The organism is Bradyrhizobium sp. Ken01 (assembly GCF_055807355.1).
The window spans coordinates 43,989-64,049 of the sequence record NZ_JBVVPC010000041.1 but is presented as its reverse complement, the minus strand read 5'-3'; the positions used below and the strand labels follow the sequence as shown (position 1 = coordinate 64,049).

At 63.2% G+C, this 20,061-nt stretch carries 23 protein-coding genes; 5 read left to right on the top strand and 18 right to left on the bottom strand.

From position 1 onward, the window contains the following. Positions 1 to 4: 4 nt before the first annotated feature. From AC0L3S_RS30305 to AC0L3S_RS30295, 3 genes are all read right to left on the bottom strand, one after another. A complete protein-coding gene (locus AC0L3S_RS30305; RefSeq protein WP_473283275.1) occupies positions 5 to 583 on the bottom strand; it encodes a TRAP transporter small permease in 579 nt (192 codons plus the stop codon). A 226-nt stretch (positions 584 to 809) separates the two neighbouring features. After that, complete coding sequence (locus AC0L3S_RS30300) at positions 810 to 1,769, bottom strand: sialic acid TRAP transporter substrate-binding protein SiaP (protein WP_473283297.1); 960 nt, start codon at positions 1,767 to 1,769, stop codon at positions 810 to 812. Positions 1,770 to 1,857: 88 nt separating this feature from the next. Continuing rightward, complete coding sequence (locus AC0L3S_RS30295) at positions 1,858 to 2,661, bottom strand: FadR/GntR family transcriptional regulator (RefSeq protein ID WP_473283273.1); 804 nt, start codon at positions 2,659 to 2,661, stop codon at positions 1,858 to 1,860. Between the two features lie 145 nt (positions 2,662 to 2,806). Between AC0L3S_RS30295 and AC0L3S_RS30290 the strand changes: the two genes are divergently transcribed. After that, complete coding sequence (locus AC0L3S_RS30290) at positions 2,807 to 4,291, top strand: mannitol dehydrogenase family protein (RefSeq protein WP_473283271.1); 1,485 nt, start codon at positions 2,807 to 2,809, stop codon at positions 4,289 to 4,291. Between the two features lie 100 nt (positions 4,292 to 4,391). Beyond that, positions 4,392 to 4,799: a nuclear transport factor 2 family protein gene (locus AC0L3S_RS30285; RefSeq protein WP_473283269.1), complete on the top strand. Its 408-nt coding sequence runs from the start codon at positions 4,392 to 4,394 to the stop codon at positions 4,797 to 4,799. Positions 4,800 to 4,865: 66 nt separating this feature from the next. On the opposite strand, the gene AC0L3S_RS30280 is transcribed toward AC0L3S_RS30285, so the two are convergent. Continuing rightward, positions 4,866 to 5,582 carry an HAD family hydrolase gene (locus AC0L3S_RS30280; RefSeq protein WP_473283267.1) on the bottom strand — a complete coding sequence of 239 codons (717 nt, stop codon included), beginning with the start codon at positions 5,580 to 5,582 and terminating at the stop codon, positions 4,866 to 4,868. Between the two features lie 146 nt (positions 5,583 to 5,728). Here AC0L3S_RS30280 and AC0L3S_RS30275 point away from each other — a divergent pair, with 146 nt between their 5' ends. After that, entirely contained in the window at positions 5,729 to 6,583 is an 855-nt protein-coding gene (locus AC0L3S_RS30275; protein WP_473283265.1) for an SDR family oxidoreductase, read from the top strand. Positions 6,584 to 6,590: 7 nt separating this feature from the next. Here the strand turns inward: AC0L3S_RS30275 and AC0L3S_RS30270 are convergent, their stop codons facing one another. Continuing rightward, positions 6,591 to 7,478, bottom strand: coding sequence for a dienelactone hydrolase family protein (locus AC0L3S_RS30270; protein ID WP_473263648.1), 888 nt, complete (start codon positions 7,476 to 7,478; stop codon positions 6,591 to 6,593). A 111-nt stretch (positions 7,479 to 7,589) separates the two neighbouring features. Next, positions 7,590 to 8,816: an MFS transporter gene (locus tag AC0L3S_RS30265; protein WP_473283295.1), complete on the bottom strand. Its 1,227-nt coding sequence runs from the start codon at positions 8,814 to 8,816 to the stop codon at positions 7,590 to 7,592. A 486-nt stretch (positions 8,817 to 9,302) separates the two neighbouring features. On the opposite strand from AC0L3S_RS30265, the gene AC0L3S_RS30260 reads away from it, so the two are divergent. Continuing rightward, a complete protein-coding gene (locus tag AC0L3S_RS30260) occupies positions 9,303 to 9,881 on the top strand; it encodes a MarR family winged helix-turn-helix transcriptional regulator (RefSeq protein ID WP_473283263.1) in 579 nt (192 codons plus the stop codon). A 14-nt stretch (positions 9,882 to 9,895) separates the two neighbouring features. Here AC0L3S_RS30260 and AC0L3S_RS30255 read toward each other — a convergent pair whose 3' ends face one another. Beyond that, the gene (locus tag AC0L3S_RS30255; protein WP_473283261.1) at positions 9,896 to 10,894 is read right to left on the bottom strand and encodes a hypothetical protein; all 999 of its coding nucleotides are present in this window, start codon (positions 10,892 to 10,894) and stop codon (positions 9,896 to 9,898) included. An 819-nt stretch (positions 10,895 to 11,713) separates the two neighbouring features. Between AC0L3S_RS30255 and AC0L3S_RS30250 the strand changes: the two genes are divergently transcribed. Continuing rightward, the gene (locus AC0L3S_RS30250; protein ID WP_007595845.1) at positions 11,714 to 12,484 is read left to right on the top strand and encodes a response regulator transcription factor; all 771 of its coding nucleotides are present in this window, start codon (positions 11,714 to 11,716) and stop codon (positions 12,482 to 12,484) included. Positions 12,485 to 12,660: 176 nt separating this feature from the next. Here the strand turns inward: AC0L3S_RS30250 and AC0L3S_RS30245 are convergent, their stop codons facing one another. The 11 genes from AC0L3S_RS30245 to AC0L3S_RS30195 all read right to left on the bottom strand — a co-directional run bounded on the left by AC0L3S_RS30245 (position 12,661) and on the right by AC0L3S_RS30195 (position 20,059). Then, positions 12,661 to 13,119, bottom strand: a complete 459-nt coding sequence (locus AC0L3S_RS30245; RefSeq protein ID WP_473263651.1) for a hypothetical protein — start codon at positions 13,117 to 13,119, stop codon at positions 12,661 to 12,663. Then, a complete protein-coding gene (locus AC0L3S_RS30240) occupies positions 13,116 to 13,628 on the bottom strand; it encodes a flagellar biosynthesis protein FlgN (protein WP_473283293.1) in 513 nt (170 codons plus the stop codon). Before AC0L3S_RS30240 ends, AC0L3S_RS30245 begins: the two co-directional genes overlap by 4 nt. A gap of 42 nt (positions 13,629 to 13,670) precedes the next feature. Beyond that, positions 13,671 to 14,153 carry a rod-binding protein gene (locus AC0L3S_RS30235; RefSeq protein ID WP_473283258.1) on the bottom strand — a complete coding sequence of 161 codons (483 nt, stop codon included), beginning with the start codon at positions 14,151 to 14,153 and terminating at the stop codon, positions 13,671 to 13,673. Continuing rightward, positions 14,150 to 14,569 carry a hypothetical protein gene (locus tag AC0L3S_RS30230; RefSeq protein ID WP_473263653.1) on the bottom strand — a complete coding sequence of 140 codons (420 nt, stop codon included), beginning with the start codon at positions 14,567 to 14,569 and terminating at the stop codon, positions 14,150 to 14,152. The genes AC0L3S_RS30235 and AC0L3S_RS30230 overlap by 4 nt, the downstream gene beginning before the upstream one ends. Positions 14,570 to 14,575: 6 nt before the next feature. Next, on the bottom strand, positions 14,576 to 15,328 hold the full coding sequence (fliR, locus tag AC0L3S_RS30225; RefSeq protein ID WP_456768230.1) for a flagellar biosynthesis protein FliR: 753 nt from the start codon (positions 15,326 to 15,328) through the stop codon (positions 14,576 to 14,578). Beyond that, positions 15,325 to 17,406, bottom strand: a complete 2,082-nt coding sequence (gene flhA / locus AC0L3S_RS30220; RefSeq protein ID WP_007595850.1) for a flagellar biosynthesis protein FlhA — start codon at positions 17,404 to 17,406, stop codon at positions 15,325 to 15,327. The genes fliR and flhA overlap by 4 nt, the downstream gene beginning before the upstream one ends. 93 nt (positions 17,407 to 17,499) lie before the next feature. After that, positions 17,500 to 17,766 (bottom strand): flagellar biosynthesis protein FliQ, encoded by a 267-nt coding sequence (gene fliQ, locus AC0L3S_RS30215; RefSeq protein ID WP_018453982.1) that lies wholly within the window; start codon positions 17,764 to 17,766, stop codon positions 17,500 to 17,502. Beyond that, a complete protein-coding gene (flgD, locus tag AC0L3S_RS30210) occupies positions 17,763 to 18,176 on the bottom strand; it encodes a flagellar hook assembly protein FlgD (RefSeq protein ID WP_063995069.1) in 414 nt (137 codons plus the stop codon). Before flgD ends, fliQ begins: the two co-directional genes overlap by 4 nt. 14 nt (positions 18,177 to 18,190) lie before the next feature. Beyond that, positions 18,191 to 18,601 (bottom strand): flagellar biosynthesis repressor FlbT, encoded by a 411-nt coding sequence (flbT, locus tag AC0L3S_RS30205; protein WP_007613934.1) that lies wholly within the window; start codon positions 18,599 to 18,601, stop codon positions 18,191 to 18,193. After that, the gene (flaF, locus tag AC0L3S_RS30200; RefSeq protein WP_473263654.1) at positions 18,601 to 18,945 is read right to left on the bottom strand and encodes a flagellar biosynthesis regulator FlaF; all 345 of its coding nucleotides are present in this window, start codon (positions 18,943 to 18,945) and stop codon (positions 18,601 to 18,603) included. Before flaF ends, flbT begins: the two co-directional genes overlap by 1 nt. A gap of 67 nt (positions 18,946 to 19,012) precedes the next feature. Beyond that, the gene (locus AC0L3S_RS30195; RefSeq protein WP_473263655.1) at positions 19,013 to 20,059 is read right to left on the bottom strand and encodes a flagellar hook-associated family protein; all 1,047 of its coding nucleotides are present in this window, start codon (positions 20,057 to 20,059) and stop codon (positions 19,013 to 19,015) included. Positions 20,060 to 20,061: the final 2 nt, after the last annotated feature.

The window sequence follows — 20,061 nt, the reverse complement described above, 5'->3', positions numbered from 1 at the left end:
GAAATTACCCTTCAAAACCGTCGTAGGCGCCGGGACGTTCGAGGATCGAATAGCCCTGTCGCAAATGTTGCACGGCCACCTGCACTGAGCGGACGAACATCAGCACGAAGCCGAGCAGCACCGCGTAGTAGACGTAGTCCTTGGGAAGATTGATCGTGGTCATGGATTCGTCGCCGATGATCTGGATGTAGACCCAGACCAGCTTGATGGCGTAGCCGAAGAAGGCGATCCGGATCAGGTCGATCACGGTCGACAGCGCGCGCGCCACGAGGTGCGGAAGATAGCGATAGAGCAGGTCGACCTGGATGTGCCGCGACAGCCGTACGCACATCGAGGAGCCGATGAAGACCACGCCGATCAGGCAGTAGGTCGCTATCTCCTCGGTCCAGGCGTAGCTGTCGTTGAGCACGTAGCGGGTGAAGAACTGGAGGAAGACGGCGAGCGCCATCACCCAAAAGATCGCCAGCGCGACCCAGTCCTCGAAAGCGTAGATGCCGAGATCGACCTTGGGTGCCGCCTCTTCCTCGAAGGTGTGGGCGATCTCGTCCGCGGTGATCTGCCGGTGCGTTTCGGCGGTGGACATGGGGGTGCTCCTAGGAAGTAGCGGGCGTCATTCCGGGGCAACGCTTGAGCGTAGAACCCGGAATGACAAGTTAGTTTGACTGCGTCGAACTTGCTCCGCTCCTCATCCTGAGGAGCTTGCGAAGCAAGCGTCTCGAAGGATGGCCCCCGGCGACACGGGGGCCTTCGTGGTTCGAGACGCGCTTCGCGCTCCTCACCATGAGGATTGATAGCGCAGCAAGCGTCCGTTACTTCACCGCCTGAATCCGTTCCCAGTCAGCCTTGCGATAGCCAAATGTCTCGAACGCGACGTTCTTCAGCACGGTGTCGCGGAACTCGTTCTTGTCGACGTCGGTGACGGTCAGGCCCTTCTCCTTGAAGAAGGCGACCAGCTTGGCCTCGTTCTGCTTGATCTCCGCGGTCGCCTTGGCGGCGGCTTCCTGCGCGACGTCGGTGAATATCTTCTTGTCCTCGTCGCTGAGCTTTTTCCAGAGCGCGCCCGCTACCACCGTGTTGAGATGGTCGACGATGTGGCCGGTCAGCACGATGTGCTTCTGCACCTCGTAGAACTTCTTGGCTTCGATCGTGGTGAGCGGGTTCTCCTGGGCCTCGACGGTGCCGTTCTGGAGCGCGAGATAGACCTCGGCGAACGCGATCGGCGCGGTGTTGGCGCCGCAGGCGCGCGGCATCGCCAGATAGGCGGGAACGTCGGGCACGCGCATCTTCAGACCCTTGAGGTCGGCGCAGGTCTTGATCGGCTTGTTCGACGAGGTCTGGCGCACCCCGTAATAGGTCACGGCGACGATGTGGTGGCCGCTCTTGTCCTCATAACCCTTGGTGAGCTCCTTGAAGATGTCGCTCTTGGTGTAGGCGAGCAGATGATCGGCATCACGGAAGGTGTAGGGATAGTAGGTCACGCCGATCGGCGGAAAGCTCTTGGCCGCGAAGCTCGAGCCAGAGATGATGATGTCGACCGAGCCGAGCGAGAGGCCCTGGTTGATGTCGGCTTCCTTGCCGAGCTGCGAGGCCGGATAGACATCGATCGCATAGCGCCCATTGGTGCGCTTGCCGATTTCCTGCGCGGCCCACACTGAGGCCGTGTGGAACGGCTCCGAGGTCTCGTAGACATGGGCCCATTTCAGCTTGGTCTGCGCCATGCCGGCATTGGTCGTAGCAAACATCGCCGCGGCCGAGACCGCCAGCACCATTGTCATCTTTTTCAACACTGACTTTTCCTCCATTTTTTCAAGTCTGCTTCTTGTTCGCCCGCCTGAAGTGGACGCGGGCCGCCCAATCTCATCGCCGCCGCGCGCTGCCGCTTTTGGCCCGCTTCTTCAGCGCTCGCTCCGGTTTTACCGGCGAGCCTGCCGATCGGCCGCGTGCCGAAGACGATCCTGCCGCGGTCTCGGGGCCAAAATTCTGCGCAAAGCGCTCCTGGGATCGTGCGAGATGATCGCGCATGGCTTCGCGCGCCGCCCGGGGATCATGCGCGGCGATCGCGTCGCGCACCGCGCGATGCTCGTCGAGCGCAGTGCGCCACGTGCCCGGGCTCTCGAAATAATGCGCAAGCTGCGCGAAATAGGGGTTGAGGCGCTGGTCGAACAACTCGCCGACCACACGCACCAGAACGGCATTGCCGAGGCTTCCGGCGATCGCGACGTGGAAGGCGCGGTCGTGGACCATCGAGGCTTCGCCAGGGTGTTCCACGCTCTCCATCGCGACAAGGGACGCATCGACGCGGGCAACGTCATCCTTCGTCGCCACGCGCGCGGCTTCTTCGGCGATGGCACTTTCCAGGAACTCGCGGGCACGCAACAGCTCGAACGGGCCCTCGATGACGGAAGCAGGCGCGGTCGCCGCAACCGCCGCGGGCTCGATCACATAGATGCCGGAACCGACGCGGATGCGGAGGCGGCCTTCGACTTCGAGCGCGATCAGGGCTTCGCGCACCGTCGGCCTGGATATCTTGAGCTGCTCGGCGAGTTCGCGCTCGGTCGGCAAGCGGCTGCCGACCGCGTACTCGCCGCTGTCGATCAGGCTTCGCAATTGATCGGCGACCTGGCGATAAAGCCGTCTCGCCTCCACAGCTTCCAGCGGCACGCTGGTCCTCCCGAAAGGGTCATGCCGGCAGCTCTCGCTGCCCGCGGCCCGCCAATTTTGGAAAATTGGTCTTACCAATTGACCGCAGCATTGACCCAGGACGGGCGCCATGTCAAGCAGCGGCCAAACAAGGGGAGAGACGACCATGCGCCTTGATCCAACGCGCCTTGGCCGCGCCAATCTCGACCGGCTGCCACCAGGCATCCGCCGCCCGGCCTACGACCGTTCGCGCGTCACGCCCGGCATCGTGCATCTCGGCCTTGGCGCGTTTCATCGCGCCCACCAGGCCGTCGTCATCGACGATTGCCTTGCCGCCGGCGCGACGTCGTGGGGCATCGTCGGCGCCAGCCTGCGCAGCCCTGACACACGCGACGCCCTCGCCCCGCAGGATCATCTCTACACGGTTGCCGTCCGTGCAGCCGAAGGCACCAAACACCGCATCATCGGTGCGCTACTGGACAGCGTGGTCGCGCGCGAAAGCCCGGCACGATTGGTCGAACGAATGGCCGATGCCGCCATTCGCATCGTCTCCCTCACCGTCACGGAGAAGGGCTATTGCCACACGCCGCAGACCGGCGATCTCGACGAACGGCATCCTGATGTCGTGCACGACCTCAACAATTTCGACGCGCCGCGCTCGGCTCCCGGCGCCATCGTCGCAGCGCTGGCGCGCCGACGGGCCCTGGGCGTCCCGCCCTTCACCGTGCTGAGCTGCGACAACCTCGCCGCCAACGGCCACACCGTGCAGCGGATCGTGACGCAATTCGCCGCGCTGCGCTCGAAGGATCTCGGCAAGTGGCTCGCGGATACGGCGGCCTTCCCCTCGACCATGGTCGACCGCATCGTGCCGGAGACGACGGATGGTGACCGCGATGCGGTTTCATCGGCGCTCGGTTTGCGTGACGCATGGCCCGTCATGACCGAGCCGTTCACGCAATGGGTGGTCGAGGACCGTTTTTCAGCGGGCCGGCCCGATCTTGCCGCGGCGGGTGTCGAGCTGGTGAACGACGTCAAGCCGTTCGAGCTGATGAAGCTGCGTCTGCTCAACGCCAGCCATTCGGCGCTGGCCTATCTCGGCTATCTTGCCGGCTACGAGACCATCGCCGACACCATGCAGGATCCGCATTTCGCGCGCCTCGCCGCGCAAGTGATGGAAGAGGCCGCGGTGACGCTGACGATGCCCGCGGGCACCGATCTCGCCGCCTATCGCGCCTCGCTGCTCAAGCGCTTCGCCAATCCGGCACTGCATCACCGCACCTGGCAGATCGCGATGGACGGCTCGCAAAAACTGCCGCAGCGGCTGCTTGGCGCGATGCAGGATCGTCTCGCCAGCAACCTTCCGATCGCGACGCATGCCCTCGCGGTGGCCGGCTGGATGCGCTATGTCACCGGCCTCGACGAGAAAGGCCGCACCATCGACGTGCGCGATCCGCTCGCCGCCGAGTTCGCTGGCTTGGCGCGCGAGGCAGGTCCCCTCGCCGAACGATTGGCGCCCGCGCTGCTCGGCGTCGGAAAAGTGTTCGGGCCGCTGGGCGCGGAGCCGCGCCTGCGCGAGGCCGTGACCGCGGCGCTCGGTCGACTCTACAAGGATGGCGCGCGGCGTGCGGTGGAGACGCTGATCGCGGCGTGACCACAAAACGGGCAGCAATGCTGCATTGCGGTCCAGATCGAACGGAAAGTCGACGGAAGTCTTGCTTGATTTTTGCCTGTCATTGCCCCACCCGAGAGGCATGGCAAAGGACAGCAAGGTGATCGCCGCGAACGCAGCGTTCTACGCCGCCTTTTCGAGCGGCGATTTCGACGAAATGGAGCGGATGTGGGCGGACGATGACGCCATTTCCTGCATTCATCCGGGCTGGCCGGCCATCATCGGCCGGGCCACGGTGATCGGAAGCTGGCGCGACATCCTGCAGAATCCGGAACGGCCGCAGATCGTCTGCGCGGAACCGCAGGCCATCGTCGATGGCGACAGCGCGCGCGTGCTCTGCATCGAGATCGTCGACGGCACGGCATTGGCCGCGGCCAACCATTTTCGGCGCGTCGGCCACGACTGGCGCCTGGTGCACCACCAGTCAAGCCCGATCGCGCAGATTGTCGAGCAAGCTGAGGACGATAGAGCGAGCCACCGCGTCCATTGAGAGCGGCCGGCCCGCAGGCACATTCTACTGTGCATGGGGTTGTTTTTCAGTTTTTTGTTTTGCGCCTCACCCTAACCCGGACAGATCATCCAGCACGACCCGCGCTTGGCTAAGATCGTCGTCCCGGAAGAACATGCTCCTGGTGATGAGCACGGGAATATTCGCCCTTGAGGCCGCGATCAGGCCGTTGGCGGAATCCTCGATCGCGACGCAGTCGGACGCGTTGAGCTTCAGCCGCGCCAGGATCTCGACATAGACATCCGGCGCAGGCTTTTTATGCCGCACGTCATCCCCGGCGACGATCGCATCAAAATCCGCGGCCCAGCCCTTTCCCAGCGCCCGCGACAGCAGCGCATCGATGTTGGCGTGCGACGTGGTCGTCGCGATCGCGAGCCGCTGGCCGCGCGCCTTGGCAGCCGCGAGCAGATCCATCACTCCGGGCCGCAAGGGGCAGCAGCCGGTCTCGACCAGTTCGGCATAATGCGCAGTCTTGATGCGGTGGAGTTCCGCGATGTCCACATCGGACAATGGCGCGGCGATCCTCAGCCTGTCATGGTGAGCCCGGATCCGTTCCTTGCCGCCGGTGACCCGCAGCAGGTCCTTGTAGACGGCCCGGTCCCACTGCCAGTCGAGACCCTGGCGGGCGAAGGCATGGTTGAAGGCCCGCCGATGCAGTTCCTCGGTCTCGGCCAAGGTGCCGTCGACATCGAAGATCAGCGCGGCGGCGCGGCGGACTAGCTCAGCCGCGTCAGATAGCATGATGGCTGGCGCTTCTGCCTGCATGTTCGATGCGCTCCTCCCGATGAGCGACCATCGCCTGCACAGGCAGGCGGAACAAATCGCAATATCTTTTGCTGGACCCAAAAATCTCTTATGAGCGGAGAACGCGCTGCCGCGCGAACGGGAACTCCGACCTGCAAGGAAGACGTATGCGGCTCTTTATCCTTGGTCTCGGCTACAGTGCCCGGCACTTCGTCCGCCTGTTCGGTGGCCGCTTCTCGCATATCGCCGGCACGGTGCGCGATCCCGCGCAGCGGGGCGATCTCGCCGGCATCGAGGTACACGCCTTCTCCGGGAGCCGTCCGGCACGCGAGACAGTCGAACGCATGAGAGACGCGGATGTCCTTCTCATATCGATCCCGCCCGGCAGCGCCGGCGATCCCGCCGTCGCGACCTTCTCGGACGTGCTGGCGGCGGACCGCCACCGCAGGATCATCTATCTCTCCACGATCGGCGTGTATGGTGATCACGCCGGCGGCTGGGTCGACGAGAGCACGCCGCCGAAGGCGGACCTCGACCGCACGCGCATGCGGGTCGCGGCGGAACAGGCCTGGACCGACACGACCGGTGGCAACGCCGCGATCCTGCGGCTTGCGGGTATCTATGGCCCCAGCCGTAACGCGCTGGTGACGCTCCGCGCTGGAACGGCCCGGCGCATCATCAAGCCGGGACAGGTGTTCAATCGCATCCACGTCGACGACATCGCGAGCGCGATCATGGCCGCGGTTCATTACCCGAGCGGCGGTACGTGGAATGTCTGCGACGACGAGCCGGCGCCGCCGCAGGACGTGATCGCTTACGCGGCGAAGCTGATGAATGTTACGCCGCCGCCGGAAGAGCCGTTCGAGACCGCCGAGATGTCGGCGATGGCCCGCAGCTTCTATGCCAGCAGCGCCCGTGTTTCCAACGCGAAATTGAAGCGCGAGCTCGGCGTCACACTTGCGTATCCGACCTACCGTCAGGCCCTGGATGCGTTGTGGCAAGCGGGGGAAGGAGGATCATGATCAAGCGTCAGCTCAACACGCCATACTTCTTGAACCAGGCCTGGGCCTGCTTCCAGGCATCTTCTGCGGCGTCCTTGCGGTAGCTGCCGCGGTAGTCGGCATGAAAGCCGTGCGGCGCTTCCGGATAGATCTTGAACTCGGCCGTCTTCTTGTGCTGCTCGAGCGCGGCTTTCATCTGCTCGACCTGAGTGACGGGAATGCCGGTATCGGCGCCGCCATAGAGGCCGAGCACCGGTGCCTTCATCTCGGGCGCGAGCTGCATCGGGCTCTTCGGCCACAGCGGATTGGCGGGATCGACCACGGTGCCGTAGAACGCAACACCAGCCTTGAGGCTGCCGCTGTGGGCGGCATATTCCCAGACGGTGCGCCCGCCGCGGCAGAAGCCGATGATGCCGAGCTTGCCGGTGTCGCCGCCTTGCGATCCCGCCCACGCCACCGTCGCATCGAGATCGGACAGCAGCTCCGCGTCCGGCTTGGCATTGACGATTGGCAGCAGGTCCTTGATTTCGGTGACCTTGGTCAAATCGACGCCCTTCCGAAAATAATAGTCCGGCGCGATCGCGAACGCGCCGCGCTTGGCGAGGCGCCGTGTCACGTCCTTGATGTATTCGTGCAGCCCGAAAATCTCCATCGCCACGATGATCACCGGCGCCTTGGTGTTGCCGGCGGGGCGGGCGAAATACGCAGGCATCTCCTCGGAGCCGACCTTGATCTTGACGTCCCCGGTCTGGAGGCCGCTGGTGTCGGTCGTGATCGCCTCGGCGCGCACGGGCCCGGCCGCAAGCGTGTAGCCGGCCGCGACCGCCGCGGTCGCGCTCATGAATCCGCGGCGCGAGACCGGGGCAACCTTGGTCAGCCCGACGACGTCGGATGTCATGGTGGTCTCGATCTTCATCGGTTCGTCCTTCCTGATGCGTGCCCCTGATCCTTCAGGCGACGCATTCGCCATAGTTGCCGGCGAAAGGCAAATCACCAGCCTGCGAGTGCGCCGCCTTCAGCCTTGTTTTCAGATCTTGTTCTGACGTTGTTTCACCGGCGCAGTCTCGGGCATGAGGCTCATCGCGATAAGTCCAACGATCGCTGCAAGCAGGAGGTACCAGGCCGGCGCCAGCGGATTGCCGGTGACGTGGAGGAGCCAGGTGACCACGAGCTGCGCCGTGCCGCCGAAGCTGGCGATCGCGACCGCATAGACGGTAGCGAATACACCGCCGCGGATGTTCTGGGGCAGCGCCTCGGTGAAGGTCGCGTAGAACGCAGTGAACGGCAGCGAGCCGATGACGGACAGGACACCGAAACCGACCAGGAGCGACAACGCGCCGGGCGCATGGACAATCCACAGGAAGGTCGGGTAGGTCAGCAGCAGCGTGGCGAGCTGCGGCCAGATCATCACCGGCTTGCGACCGAGACGATCTGCCAGCCAGCCCCCGACCAGCGCACCGACAAACTGGATGCCGTTGCTGACCAGCGACACGGTGAAAGCCAGTGTCGACGACACATGCAGCGTGTTCTGCGCATAGGTCGTCATGTATTGGGTGACGTAGGTCGAGATCGTACCGCTCGCCAGGATCATCAGCGCGAGTCCAATGATGCCAAGGTGCCGTCTCGCCTGCGAGAGATGACCTGTGTGCTCGACAGTGCGGGCACCGGCTTCGGCCTGCGGGATCGTCTCGGGCAGCGTCCGGCGCATCCAGAACCCGAACGGCAGGCACACCGCTCCGATCAGAAACGCCACCCGCCAGCCATAGGCGTCGAGCATCTCCGGCGCCATCGTCCTGCTCAGGATGACGCCGACAAGCGCGCCCGCGGTCGCGGCGATCTCCTGGCTCGCCGGTTGCCAGGCCACCACCAGCGCGCGATGCTGAGGCGGGGCGATCTCGATCAGATAGGCGGTGGTCGGTCCAACCTCCCCGCCAAGGGCAAAGCCTTGCGCCATACGCGCCGCGATCACGATGACGGGCGCTGCAAGGCCGATCGATTGATAGGCCGGCGTGAGCGCGATGGTCAGGATCGATAGCCCCATGAGTGCGAAGCTCAGCAGCATGGCAGGCCGCCGGCCGATCCGGTCGGAATAGATCCCGAGCACGATTCCGCCGATCGGCCGCGTCACGAAGCCGGCGCCGAAGGTCGCCAGCGACAGCATCAGGCTGCCGTACTCGCTTCCCGTCGGGAAGAAGGTATGGCCGATCTGGATCGCGAAGAAGCTGTAGGTGATGAAGTCGTAGAATTCGAGCATGTTGCCGACTGTGGCGGCCAATGCTGCGCGCTTGACGCTGAACGGCTTCACTTGCTCGATGACGGACGACACTCTGGCATTCCCGGGCTCTATCCTATTTCGATTTAACCGCCTGGCCGCATTGCGACGCAACATTCATTAACCGAAAACGGTGGTTCCCCCGTCCTCTTTTCCGCTCCCCGAGTTGCGGCCGATCCGCCTGCTCGCGCAATTCGAAGCGCCCCGCGCAACAAATGGGCTTTGCGGTGGTCTCAACGACACATCATGTTGCACGCACATCCCGCGCCATCGGAATTGGCGCGTACACCGCGGTCATTTGACGGAAATTTTCAGAAGAGTTGAACCGCGCGATTTACTCGAACTTTCTTCGTTACGCTCTAGTTCCACGACCGGAAGGTTCCACCTCTTTCGGGATCCTCATTATCAGCTGCCCGGATTGCGCTACCAAAGCTCAATTGAATTAAGATTTACCGACCTGGAATTGAAATGAACTTGGCTCGCGAATCGATTGAACTGCTGGAACAGGTCGCCCGGATCCTGTGGTTCGAAGGCACCAAGCACGGCTTGCGTGACCGCGAGTGGATGGCGCTGCGTTTCCTTTCCCGCGCCAACCGGTTTTCCAGGACCCCGTCGGCGCTCGCAAGTTACGTCGGCACCACGCGTGGCACCGCCTCGTTCATCATCGGCGAGCTGGAGCGGCTCGGATATCTCGAGCGAAAGCGCTCGGTCCAGGACAAGCGGTCGGTGATGCTGAGCGTGACACAACAGGGCAAGAAGTTCCTGGTGCGCGACCCCGTCAACGTCCTTGTCGAGGCCATCGCCGTGCTCGAGGACGAGGCGAAGGTCAGCTTCCGCGACGCGCTCCGCCACGTGCTGGATCAGTCGGACGCAGCCGAACAGCGGCACCATACCGACGTCTGCAAGCGATGCATCTTCCTCCGCGAAGATCGCAGCACCACGGACAGCAGGACGACGGCCGAGTTCAGCTGCCGCCTGTTTCGCGCGCCGATCGCGGAGGCGGAGGTCGATCTGCTATGCACCAGCTTCGAGCATCACCGCAAATAGCAGGCGGCCCTCGATCAGGGCGTCGCCTTGCGTGACGAATAGATGACGCCCCCGCTGGACTCGACGACCAGGCGTCCGTTCTCGTTTTTGATCTCCTCGATGCGACCAAGGCCGGGCACGTGCTGTCCCAGCACCGCCTCGACGACGCCGTGCGGGCCTTGCAGGATCGCAATCCCTTCATAGGCCTGGCGGACCGACCAGCCCTTGACCGTCTTGCGCGGCGCCGAGATGCGCTCGGACGGAGTTACCGATCCCGTGACCTCGGGCGTAGCGGCCGAGGCCATCATTGGCATTGGCTGTGAGGCGACGGGCGCTGGAGCCTGGGCCTGCACTTGAGCCTGCACCTGGGCAAGCTTGTCGAGCTTCACCGTAGAGGACGAGCTCACCCGTTCGATGCGGTCCAGATTCTCGCCAAAACGGCCAAAACGGTCATTGGTCGCCTTGCTCGATTGGTCGACCGCGGTGCGCAGGCCGTCGAGATTGTCGGACACGCCCGACACCTGCCTGCGCAGTTGCGCCACCGTCTCGCGCAGATTCCTGATCTCAGTATTGGCCGCGACGTTGGTCTGGGCGGGCTGCATGGCGAAATAGGCGATCACGCCGGTGCAGGCGCAGACGACCAGGATTGCAGCGACTGCCAATGTCGCGAGCGGCACGACCCATGTCGGACGCGGCGGCGGCGGCTTGGCCACGATCACGGCCGGCTTGATCACGGTGGGCGTAGGCTTGGGGATTGCCATCTTGTCGAGGCGCGCCTTGGCGCGAATACGCTTCAGGCCCTCGAGCGCCTCTTTCGCCAGAGTCTCATCGCTCGCTGCTGCCGACGCAGGCTTGGTGTTCGCAGCAGGCTTGGTATTTGCAGAAGGCTTGGTATTTGCAAAAGGCTTGGTATTCGAAGCAGGCTTGGCCGTCGGTGCCGCATTGTCTCTGGCATCGCGCGTCTCCGCAGCAGGTTTCGCCGCTGCGGAAACATCGGCGGTCGCGTTGGGACGAGCTTGTCCATCGGACAACATGCGAGAATGCTCCGTTCGGTTCGATCTTTCGAACGGTGACATTATTTGCCGAAGCTTGCCTGAAACGTGCGCATCGAAAACTTTTCATCCCGCGCGATACGACGTCACATGAGTCAAACGCGTCACGCACGTGGCGAGAGTGCGACTCGAAAGACACACCCTCGCCAAGATTTCGCCAAGCTGGAGTCGCCTCGCCATACATGAGTCGAATTGTCGCATGTGGAAAGACGATGGCGAGAGTCAATCCGGGGTTGAAAACCCATCAATGTGCCTGAAGCGAAGCACCACGCGAAATGGCTGTAATCATACGGGGATGCGAAACTTTAGAACCGCCACGGTGCAAAACTAGTTCGAATTCTAAATCAACTGATACGATTGAATATACAAAGAAACAACTCGAAACGAATCAAGAGTATCAAGCACCTATAGCAAACGCTTAGTTGCGCACGCTTGATCGGAAATCGGCAATTGTTACGGTCCTACTCAAGTGATTCTCGCCAGTTGGCGAGGAGATCGACACAGTACAGTGGCGTTCGGACGCAATGAGCAACTTGGCGCAACTGTTCTAGGTCGCTTTCTCAATCCGCTCCGCGAGGTGATCCGCAAGACACCCGCCGAGCCTCACGCAGTAAGCGTTCAGTATCGAGTCGAAGTAGCAGGCCTGCGAGACGCAGGCACTGAATGCGTAGGGCTGCCCGCGAATATCGAAACCATAATAACGGTTCGCGGGATGGAATATCGTCAAACAGCACAGTTGCCGAGCCGGGCATCACAACAAACAACCGGCCGAAACAAGTGCGAAACAGGGGCGAAAAACTGATGTATATTATCGTTGATGATCGCGAGAGCGTCACGAACAGCTATGTCGGAGGGCTCGTTCGCGAAGGTGTATCGTCGATCGGCTTCTCCTCCGGAGAATTCTGGGACTGGCTGCAATCTGCGAGTGAATCGGATCTGGCCGCGGTGGACGCCTTCCTCCTCGGGGATTGCGACACCCGCGGAAGCCTGCCGCGGGCAATGCGCAAGCGCTCCTCGGCACCGATTATCGCCATGAGCGGCCAGAAGATGCTCAAGAACACGCTGGAGCTCTTCGAATCGGGCGTCGATGACGTCGTCCACGTGCCGATTCACCTCCGCGAGATCCTCGCCCGAACGGCCGCGATTGCGCGTCGCCGGGTCGGGGAACTGCCAAGGCCCTGCGAGACCAGGATCCAGGTCTTCTTCAACGGACGTGACCCCGAGATCGCTGGCCACGCCCTCACCCTGCCCCGCCGCGAACTGCGCATTCTCGAATATATGGTCAGCAACCACGGCAAGTGGGTCACCAAGACGCAGATCTTCAACGCGGTCTACGGCATCTTCGAAGCGACATTCGACGAGAGCGTGATCGAGAGCCACGTCAGCAAACTGCGCAAGAAGCTCCGCGACCGCCTCGGCTTCGATGCAATCGTGGCCCGGCGTTACGTCGGATACCGCCTCGACATCCCGGCCGGCGAGACCATCGACGTGCCGATGCAGGAGCTCGACGAAGTCGGCATCCTGCTGAACAGGGCGCATACCGCCCCAGTGGCGTATCCGGCCGGAAACTGATCGGCAGAGCGCTGCCACTAAACCGACAACGGCCTCTGCGAACCACCTTCGCAGAGGCCGTTGTATTTTCAGCGACGTCGACGGCGAACAGAGGCGCGGCAGTACCGGCGCTGCGGCTCGCGTCTAAGTGCGATTCTAGAGGCTCGCTTCTGATTCACTCAGAAACCGGTAATACCCTAGGGCTTCTGCTGGAATTCTTCCTTCGACACGTAATTGAAGTCCTCGACAAGGACGTCCTGGACGACTTCGGCCTGCATTCGTTCGTTGACACGCTGCTTGATGGCCGTCGTGAGGATGGAGAGGTCGTAACGGGCGAGTTTTCTGAAATCGAGGCGGTCGTCGGCATAGATCCTGCGGAAGGCTTCATCGACGACGAACGGCTCGGGCGGAACGCTGAGCTGGTGCATGGTCCGCGCCTCCACCGTATAGACGAAGCGCGCGACGATGTAGCCCTGCACGTTGCCACTCTCGACCATCGGCACGCTCAGCGCCCGCGTCTTCTGGTACTGCAGCCCGTCAAGGTATTCGTCCTTTGCCGGCAGCAGGCTGCCATTTTCCTTCCAATAGGCCACGGCATAGCTCGTTCCCGCTGTGAGGATGCATACCCAGAGCCCGGCCAGCACGAGTCTGATCATTTTCCATCCTGTGCGGCGCGACCGGTATAGGTGCCATCCGACTCGGCATCCTTGATGGCCTTGACGATGATGGTCGCGACCTCGCGCACCGCATCGTAATGCATTTCCAGGATGGAACGGTTGCGCTCGAGCTTCTCGCGCAGCCGCTGAATCTCCTCGGTGATCTCGACCTCGCCGCCGAGGTGCATTCGCGCCCGCATCAGGCGGACGAATTCCAGCATGCTCCGGCTCTTCCGGGCGCTGAACTCGTCGAAGTCGACCTTCTTGCCCGTCGCCAGCGCGGCCGTCTCCTCTTCCACGATGCTTTCGAGCCGGCGGATCGCAGCCAGGAGGCCGCGTACCTCGTCCGATCTCGCCGCGTCCCCGCCGTCGTTCGCCACCTCGCCGCCGACATTCGGCAACAGCACGGGCAACAGGGCATCCCCCGACGCGGCGGCCGTCGTCATCGCCCCGGTGTCCACGGCCGGCTGTTCCAACACCATGGCCGCCGCGCCTTCTTGTGCCTGCATATGAAATTCACCCTTCAACTTCTGTGATCCATTCCCGGAACGTCATCCGGCCTTGCCCATAGTGTCCGGCCCCGGCGGATGCGCGGCAGCGAGCTGCTTGGCAATGCCGATGCCCTTGCCCTTTGCCAGCTGAGCACCAAGTTGCTCCGCCAGCATCGACTTCCAGACGCCGCCGGCCGTGCCTTTTCCAAAGACCTCCTCCGACTCCTTGGGCAGCATCGTCTCGACGAAGGTCTGGAGGATGAAGGCTTCGAACTTGCGGTACACCTCGCCGGATGCCGGCGCCTTGATCACCTGCACCGGCGCGCCGTTCACCGCACCCGACTGCGGTTCCGAAGCCTTCGCCGCGGATTGTTCGGCGGCGGCCGCAGCCTTGGCCTTGCCGACCTCCGCGTCCATCGTGGCGGCGAAATCCGTATCCGATGATTTCAACGCGTCGAGCTTCGCGGTGGCCGCGCGCTGCGTCGCGGGATCGGCGGCGTCGAGGACGTCGAGGACGAGGTCGGGTGTCGCTGTCACGATCATGTCTTGGTCCGGTTGGCTGGCCGTGGCGTCCACTCACGCACGGTGAGGCTTGTTCCCGTCATCTCCTCGAGCGATCGCTTCTCGGCGTCGCGAAGCTTGTCCGCGAGCGCCGCCTTCGCGACCTGCTCGAACTGCTTCACACGGCGGCTCTCCGCGCGAACCTGGTCGAGCTGCTGCGAGGCCTGGGCCTGAATGGTGCGAGCGCCGACGCTGGTTCTGGTCAGACGCCGCGCGATCGATTCGCTCGATGATCCCGCCGGCGGCTTTCCCTCGTTGAGAGTCCCGACCAACCATTCCTGCTCGTCCTGCAAGCTGCGCTCCTGCTGCCGCAGCTGCGCGAGCTGCCACTCGGACAGCCGAAGCTGGAGCTTCACGAGCGAGACCATGCGGCCGAGCTTGTCCGCGCGCGACGTCATGACCGATCACTCCGCCAGCCACGAGGAGACGCCGAGCATGAATTGCGTCAGGAGCTCGTCGCTGGTGAGGTAGAGCAGCAGGAAGCCGCCGAACAGCACGAAGGGCACGGAGATGAAATAGACCGGAATCGCCGGCGTCAGCTTGTTGATCAGGCCGACCGCCAGGTTGACGACGACCGAATAGACGATGAAAGGGCTGGCGATCCGCAGCGTCAGCACGAATGCCTCCGACAGCCGGCCGACGAGCTGGTCGAGCGGCATGCTGCCGCCGAGCCGGTCGCCCGGATGCCAGACGTCGTAGGAGTTCATCAGCCCGCGCAGGACCTGCCAGTGCTGGTCGGTCATGAAGAACAGCGTGGTGACGGACGTCATGATCAACGGCACCAGGGCCGGCGCCGGATCGGTGTCGCCGACCGGCGTCCCCGGGATGTTGCTCAGCCCGATCGCACTCGCCATTACAGTGGCCATGGTCTGGAGTGCGAGAAAGAACACGCGACCGCCGAGGCCGATGACGCTGCCGACCACGAGCTCGGAACAGATCAGCAGCACGAGGGTCAGCGGCGCCGCGTTCTCCGTGAGAGGTTTCAGGACAGCAATCAGGATCGGCGTCAGCGCGAATGTCGTGACGAGCGCGACGAACAAGCGGACCTGGGCCGGAACGTTGACGCTGGAATAGCCGGGCACCAGCATCAGGCAGGCACCGATGCGGCAGAACACGATGAACGTCACCAGCACGCTGTCGGTGAGGCCGCTGATCACGATATGGCTCCGAGGGCCCTGATCTCGGTGCTGCGCGCGACTTCGACATGCGACAGGATCGGCAGTGTCGGGAAGACCCGCTCCAGGATCATCCGGACGTAGGGACGCGCTTCCGGGGTCACCGCCAGCACCACGCTGGTGCCGTTCTCGGTGAACTTGCGGATCGCGGCGCTGGCTTCGGTCGCAAACTGCTCAATCAGGCGCGGATCGGCGTCGAATTCGACGACATCGCCCTTGGCGTCGCGCTTCAGGCTCTGGTGGAACGCGAGATCCCAACGGTTGCCGAGACGGACGACGTTGAGCACGCCGTTGTCGGAGAGATCGCCGCAAATCTGCTGGGCAAGACGTGTACGCACATGTTCCGCCACCTGCTCGGAGCGGCGAACATGGGGCGCGATCTCGGCGATGGCTTCGAGGATCAGATGGAGGTTGCGGATCGACACGCGCTCGGCCAGCAGGATCTTCAGGATCGCCAACAGCCCCGAATACGATATCTGCGACGGGCAGAGATCCTCGACCAGGCGCTTGTATTCGGGATCGAGCCTGTCGAGCAGGCCGCGCATGTCCTTGTAGGACAGGAGCTGGGCGAGGTTGGCCCTGATCACTTCGCTCAGATGCGTGAGCAGCACCGACAGATTGTCGACCGGCTTGCAGCCCTGACGCTTGACCTCGTCGGTGAACGCGTCCGTCACCCACAGCGCCTTCATGCCGAAAGCCGGCTCGATCACCTCTTCGCCGGGCACGTCGGGCTTGCCGTCCTTGTCGACCAGCACCAGCACTTCGCCGAGCCGGAGCTCGCCCTGGGCGACACGGGTGTCGTGGATCCGGATCTGGTATCCCTTGGGATCGATCGACAGATTGTCGGTGAGCTTGATCTCGGGAACCACGAAGCCGTACTGCTTGGCGAACTTCTTGCGGATCTTGGCCACGCGGTGCGCCAGTTCGTTGCGCGAGCCCAGCAGATGGACCGAGAGGTGCCCGCCGAGCGCCAGCTCGATCTCCGCGGTCTTGAGCGATTCCTTGACGGATTCCTTGGCATCGACCTGGGCACGTTCGTCGGCCTTGCGCGCATCTTCCTTCTGCTTCAGGGCTGCCTGCCGCCTCGGCAGCGAATACCCGACGAAGGCCATGACGCCGCCGAGCAGCAGGAAGGGCGCCGTCGGCAGCCCCGGCATCAGGGCGAGCACGAACATCATCAGCGCGGCGGCCGACACCGCGCGCGGATAGCCGCCGAGCTGCCGCAACACCGCCTGCTCAGCCGACCCCCGGGTGCCGCCCTTCGAGACGAGCAAGCCCGCCGACAGCGACACGATCAGCGCCGGCATCTGCGTTACCAGGCCGTCGCCGACGGAGAGCTTGGTGTAGACGTCGGCGGCGCGTGCCAGCGTCAATCCGTGATGCGTCACGCCGATGATGATACCGCCGAAAATGTTGATCGCGGTGATGATCAGGCCGGCGACGGCGTCGCCACGAACGAATTTCGAGGCGCCGTCCATGGCGCCGAAGAACGCGCTCTCCTCTTCCAGCTCTCGCCGCCGGCGCTGGGCTTCCTTGTCGTCGATCAGGCCCGCGGACAGATCCGCGTCGATCGCCATCTGCTTGCCGGGGATGGCATCCAGAGTGAAACGGGCGCCGACTTCGGCGATACGCGTTGCGCCCTTGGTGATCACGACGAAATTCACCGTGACCAGAATCGCGAAGATGATCAGGCCGATGACGAAGTCACCGCCCATGACGAACTTCGAGAAGCCGGCGACGACATGGCCCGCGGCGTTTTCCCCCTCCCCGCCGCGCGACAGGATCAGGCGGGTCGTTGCGACGTTGAGCGCAAGCCGCAGGATCGTCGCGATCAGGAGCACGGTCGGAAAGGCCGAGAAATCGAGCGGGCGCTGGATCCAGAGCGCGACCATCAGGATCAACGCCGAGAGCGCGATCGAGAATGCGAGGCCGAGATCGATCAGGATCGGCGGTATGGGCAGGAACAGGATCGTGAGCATGGCCACGATGCCGCCGGCGAAAAAGGCGTCGGCGCCCAATCGTCGCGGGGTCGGCAGGCTAGCAGCTAACGTATCGGACATGGGTCACCGGCAGAGGATCCGGCCCGTAATCTGCCGTGCAAAGCTTACGCGGGGGTGGTGGCAGGGGGGCAGAGGCGGCCGGGACCGCCCGGATCAGAAGCCGCGCTCGATGTGCGAATAGACCATCTCGGTGAAGGTGGAGAGATGGGCTCCGATGAAGGAGCCAGAGACGGCGACGACCACGAGAATGACGATGATCTTCGGAACGAAGGTCAGCGTCACCTCCTGGATCTGGGTCAGCGCCTGGATCAGCGCGATGATGGTGCCGACCAGCATAGCGGCACCGACGGCAGGCCCGGAGGCGACGATGATGGTCCAGATCGCCGCCTGGACGATGTCGAGAGCATCCCGTTCGTTCATGACTGGCTGATCGTGAGACCGGGGCCGATCGCGACCTTCGTGCCGTTCTCGAGTGTTGCGATGGAGCCGTCGCTGTTGATGGAAACCGAAGCGACCTTGCCGCTGAAGCTCGCTCCGGTCGAGTCCGTGAAGCTGACGGTCTTTCCAATCAGCCCATTGGCCTGCGACAGCGATTGCGAAGACAGCAGAGCGTCGAGCTTGTTATTGGTCTGCATTGCCTGCTCGACCGACGAGAGCTGCGCAAACTGGCTCATATATTGCGAGGTATCCATCGGATTGGTCGGATCCTGATTCTTCATCTCCGCGATGAGGAGCTGAAGAAATGTGTTGTAATCGACGCCCGTGCTCGACGTCGTCGTCGTCGTGCTGGTCGACTTGCTGGTGCTATCGGTCGCGCTGGTGACGTTCATGTCGCTCTCCGCTGTCAGGCAGCCTCGAATGGGGAATCGATCTTGGCGCCGGCCAGGATGGCCTGCTCCACCGGAAACAATGCCCGGATCCGCTTGAGCGCCTCGAAATAACGGGTCGCCCCGACCAGGTCGTCGACCGCGCCAAGCCCAACCAGCATCTCCTGGCTCTCGCACACCGCGAGCAGAGCTGCGTGATGCTGCCCGTAGAGAGCCGAAGCATCCCGGACATCGGTCGGATTCATCAGCATGAGCTGGACGATGAAATAGAGCTGCCGCAGCGCCGTGGTGGCGTCCGAGGCCTGCATGATCTGCCCTTCGAGCAGGAACATCACGTCATTGACGAGCTCGACGGAGACCTTGCGGTCCACGCGCAGCACCGCGCCGTTGATGTAGACCCGTTCGCCCGCACGCAAGGATATCTTCATCAAAGTGCGTCTCGGATCAGGCGATTGATTTCGATGAGCTGGATCACGTCATTCGACTTTTCTTCGCGAAGGCGGTCGGCTTCCTTGACCACCCACAGCCCGATCGAGATGATGTCGGCGCGCAGCTTCTCCGGAAGCCCGTTTTCCGGGTGCGCGAGATCCTCGATGAAGATCGTCCACAGCCGCCGCACATAGAGCAGGCTCTCGACCAGATCCTCGAGGCTGAAGCGGTCCTCCTGGATCCGCTCGAGCCGGTCGATGCCGAGGCTGAGCGCCTGCCGCTCGCGGCCCCGCGCTTCATAGCCGCTCTCGTCGACGACCGCTTCATAGGCTTCAAACGTCATCAGGACAACTCTGCGCAGGAGACCGAACAACAAGACAAGGGTTACGCGCCTTACGAAGGAGCTGGACTTAGAGATAGTTGATGAGGCTGATCTTCTGGAGCTGCGAGGTGAGCGCAAGTGCCGTCTGGATCTGCGTCTGCAAGGTGTTGACCCTGACCGATGCTTCCGTCGGATCGACCTTCTCTATACCGACGATCTGATTGTTCAGAATATCCTGCTGCGTCTTGAGCTTGTCGGTTGCGGAGGTGATCCGCTGCTGGACCGTGCCGATGTCGCCGCCGAGGGTCGCAAGGTCAGTGATGGCGTTTCCGACAAGGCCGATGGCCTTGTCCACGACAACCTGGAACGTCGCTTGGTCCAGGTTCGCGTTCCCGAGATCTGCCATCATGGTGTAGGCCTCGGCGAGCTTGCGGAAGCCTGTCTGATTGGCGCTGACGGAGGTATCGGCGATCTCGGTCGTGGAGATCCGGCTTTGCATGACCTGGTCGGTAGCCGATGACCAATTGGTGTTCCAGGCCGGGCTCGCGAACTCCGCATCGAAGGTGGTGTCGAGGAAGGTCTGCATCTGGGCCGGGGTGATGGTGTTCACGCTGGGCGATGATTGCGAGAAGCCGAAGGTCGCAAGAAAGTCGGCGTCGACCTGGTTCTTGCTGGCCGAGCCCGCGGTGTAGGCCGTGATCGGCGTGTTCTGCGTGTTGATGCCCGAGAAGAGAGACGAGCCGTTATAGGAGACGTTCAGCGCGCCAATCAGATCCTGGAGGTTTGAGGACGCAGGCGGCAGGATGATCCGCCCGCCGCCGTCGGTGCTGCGCGCCGCGATCAGGTCCTTGAGGAAGTCCGTTGCGGTCGAACCAAGCTGGGTGATGCGGCTCTGCGTGATGTCCAGGCGTCCCGAGACCAGCCCGTTGGTATCGACGAGCTGATCGGCGAAGCTCAAATCCGCCCGCAGGGTGACGTCGCCTCCCGTCGTGGCACCAAGCTCGAGGCCGACATCGGCGAAACGGCCAGTGGTGGCTTCCTTCGAGGCCTTGGCCAGCGCGGCCTGATTGTTGGTAATCGAGGACCTCAAGGACGAAGACAGCATCAAGGTCGAGATGTAGTTTGCGCTCATCATGA

What these genes read in the sequence shown, in the direction of transcription:
- AC0L3S_RS30305 (WP_473283275.1), bottom strand. Translation starts at nt 583, where the DNA reads ATGTCCACCGCCGAAACGCACCGGCAGATCACCGCGGACGAGATCGCC.
- AC0L3S_RS30300 (WP_473283297.1), bottom strand. Translation starts at nt 1,769, where the DNA reads ATGGTGCTGGCGGTCTCGGCCGCGGCGATGTTTGCTACGACCAATGCC.
- AC0L3S_RS30290 (WP_473283271.1), top strand. Translation starts at nt 2,807, where the DNA reads ATGCGCCTTGATCCAACGCGCCTTGGCCGCGCCAATCTCGACCGGCTG.
- AC0L3S_RS30285 (WP_473283269.1), top strand. Translation starts at nt 4,392, where the DNA reads ATGGCAAAGGACAGCAAGGTGATCGCCGCGAACGCAGCGTTCTACGCC.
- AC0L3S_RS30280 (WP_473283267.1), bottom strand. Translation starts at nt 5,582, where the DNA reads ATGCAGGCAGAAGCGCCAGCCATCATGCTATCTGACGCGGCTGAGCTA.
- AC0L3S_RS30275 (WP_473283265.1), top strand. Translation starts at nt 5,729, where the DNA reads ATGCGGCTCTTTATCCTTGGTCTCGGCTACAGTGCCCGGCACTTCGTC.
- AC0L3S_RS30270 (WP_473263648.1), bottom strand. Translation starts at nt 7,478, where the DNA reads ATGAAGATCGAGACCACCATGACATCCGACGTCGTCGGGCTGACCAAG.
- AC0L3S_RS30265 (WP_473283295.1), bottom strand. Translation starts at nt 8,816, where the DNA reads ATGCTCGAATTCTACGACTTCATCACCTACAGCTTCTTCGCGATCCAG.
- AC0L3S_RS30260 (WP_473283263.1), top strand. Translation starts at nt 9,303, where the DNA reads ATGAACTTGGCTCGCGAATCGATTGAACTGCTGGAACAGGTCGCCCGG.
- AC0L3S_RS30255 (WP_473283261.1), bottom strand. Translation starts at nt 10,894, where the DNA reads ATGTTGTCCGATGGACAAGCTCGTCCCAACGCGACCGCCGATGTTTCC.
- AC0L3S_RS30250 (WP_007595845.1), top strand. Translation starts at nt 11,714, where the DNA reads ATGTATATTATCGTTGATGATCGCGAGAGCGTCACGAACAGCTATGTC.
- AC0L3S_RS30245 (WP_473263651.1), bottom strand. Translation starts at nt 13,119, where the DNA reads ATGATCAGACTCGTGCTGGCCGGGCTCTGGGTATGCATCCTCACAGCG.
- AC0L3S_RS30240 (WP_473283293.1), bottom strand. Translation starts at nt 13,628, where the DNA reads ATGCAGGCACAAGAAGGCGCGGCGGCCATGGTGTTGGAACAGCCGGCC.
- AC0L3S_RS30235 (WP_473283258.1), bottom strand. Translation starts at nt 14,153, where the DNA reads ATGATCGTGACAGCGACACCCGACCTCGTCCTCGACGTCCTCGACGCC.
- AC0L3S_RS30230 (WP_473263653.1), bottom strand. Translation starts at nt 14,569, where the DNA reads ATGACGTCGCGCGCGGACAAGCTCGGCCGCATGGTCTCGCTCGTGAAG.
- flhA (WP_007595850.1), bottom strand. Translation starts at nt 17,406, where the DNA reads ATGTCCGATACGTTAGCTGCTAGCCTGCCGACCCCGCGACGATTGGGC.
- fliQ (WP_018453982.1), bottom strand. Translation starts at nt 17,766, where the DNA reads ATGAACGAACGGGATGCTCTCGACATCGTCCAGGCGGCGATCTGGACC.
- flgD (WP_063995069.1), bottom strand. Translation starts at nt 18,176, where the DNA reads ATGAACGTCACCAGCGCGACCGATAGCACCAGCAAGTCGACCAGCACG.
- flbT (WP_007613934.1), bottom strand. Translation starts at nt 18,601, where the DNA reads ATGAAGATATCCTTGCGTGCGGGCGAACGGGTCTACATCAACGGCGCG.
- flaF (WP_473263654.1), bottom strand. Translation starts at nt 18,945, where the DNA reads ATGACGTTTGAAGCCTATGAAGCGGTCGTCGACGAGAGCGGCTATGAA.
- AC0L3S_RS30195 (WP_473263655.1), bottom strand. Translation starts at nt 20,059, where the DNA reads ATGATGAGCGCAAACTACATCTCGACCTTGATGCTGTCTTCGTCCTTG.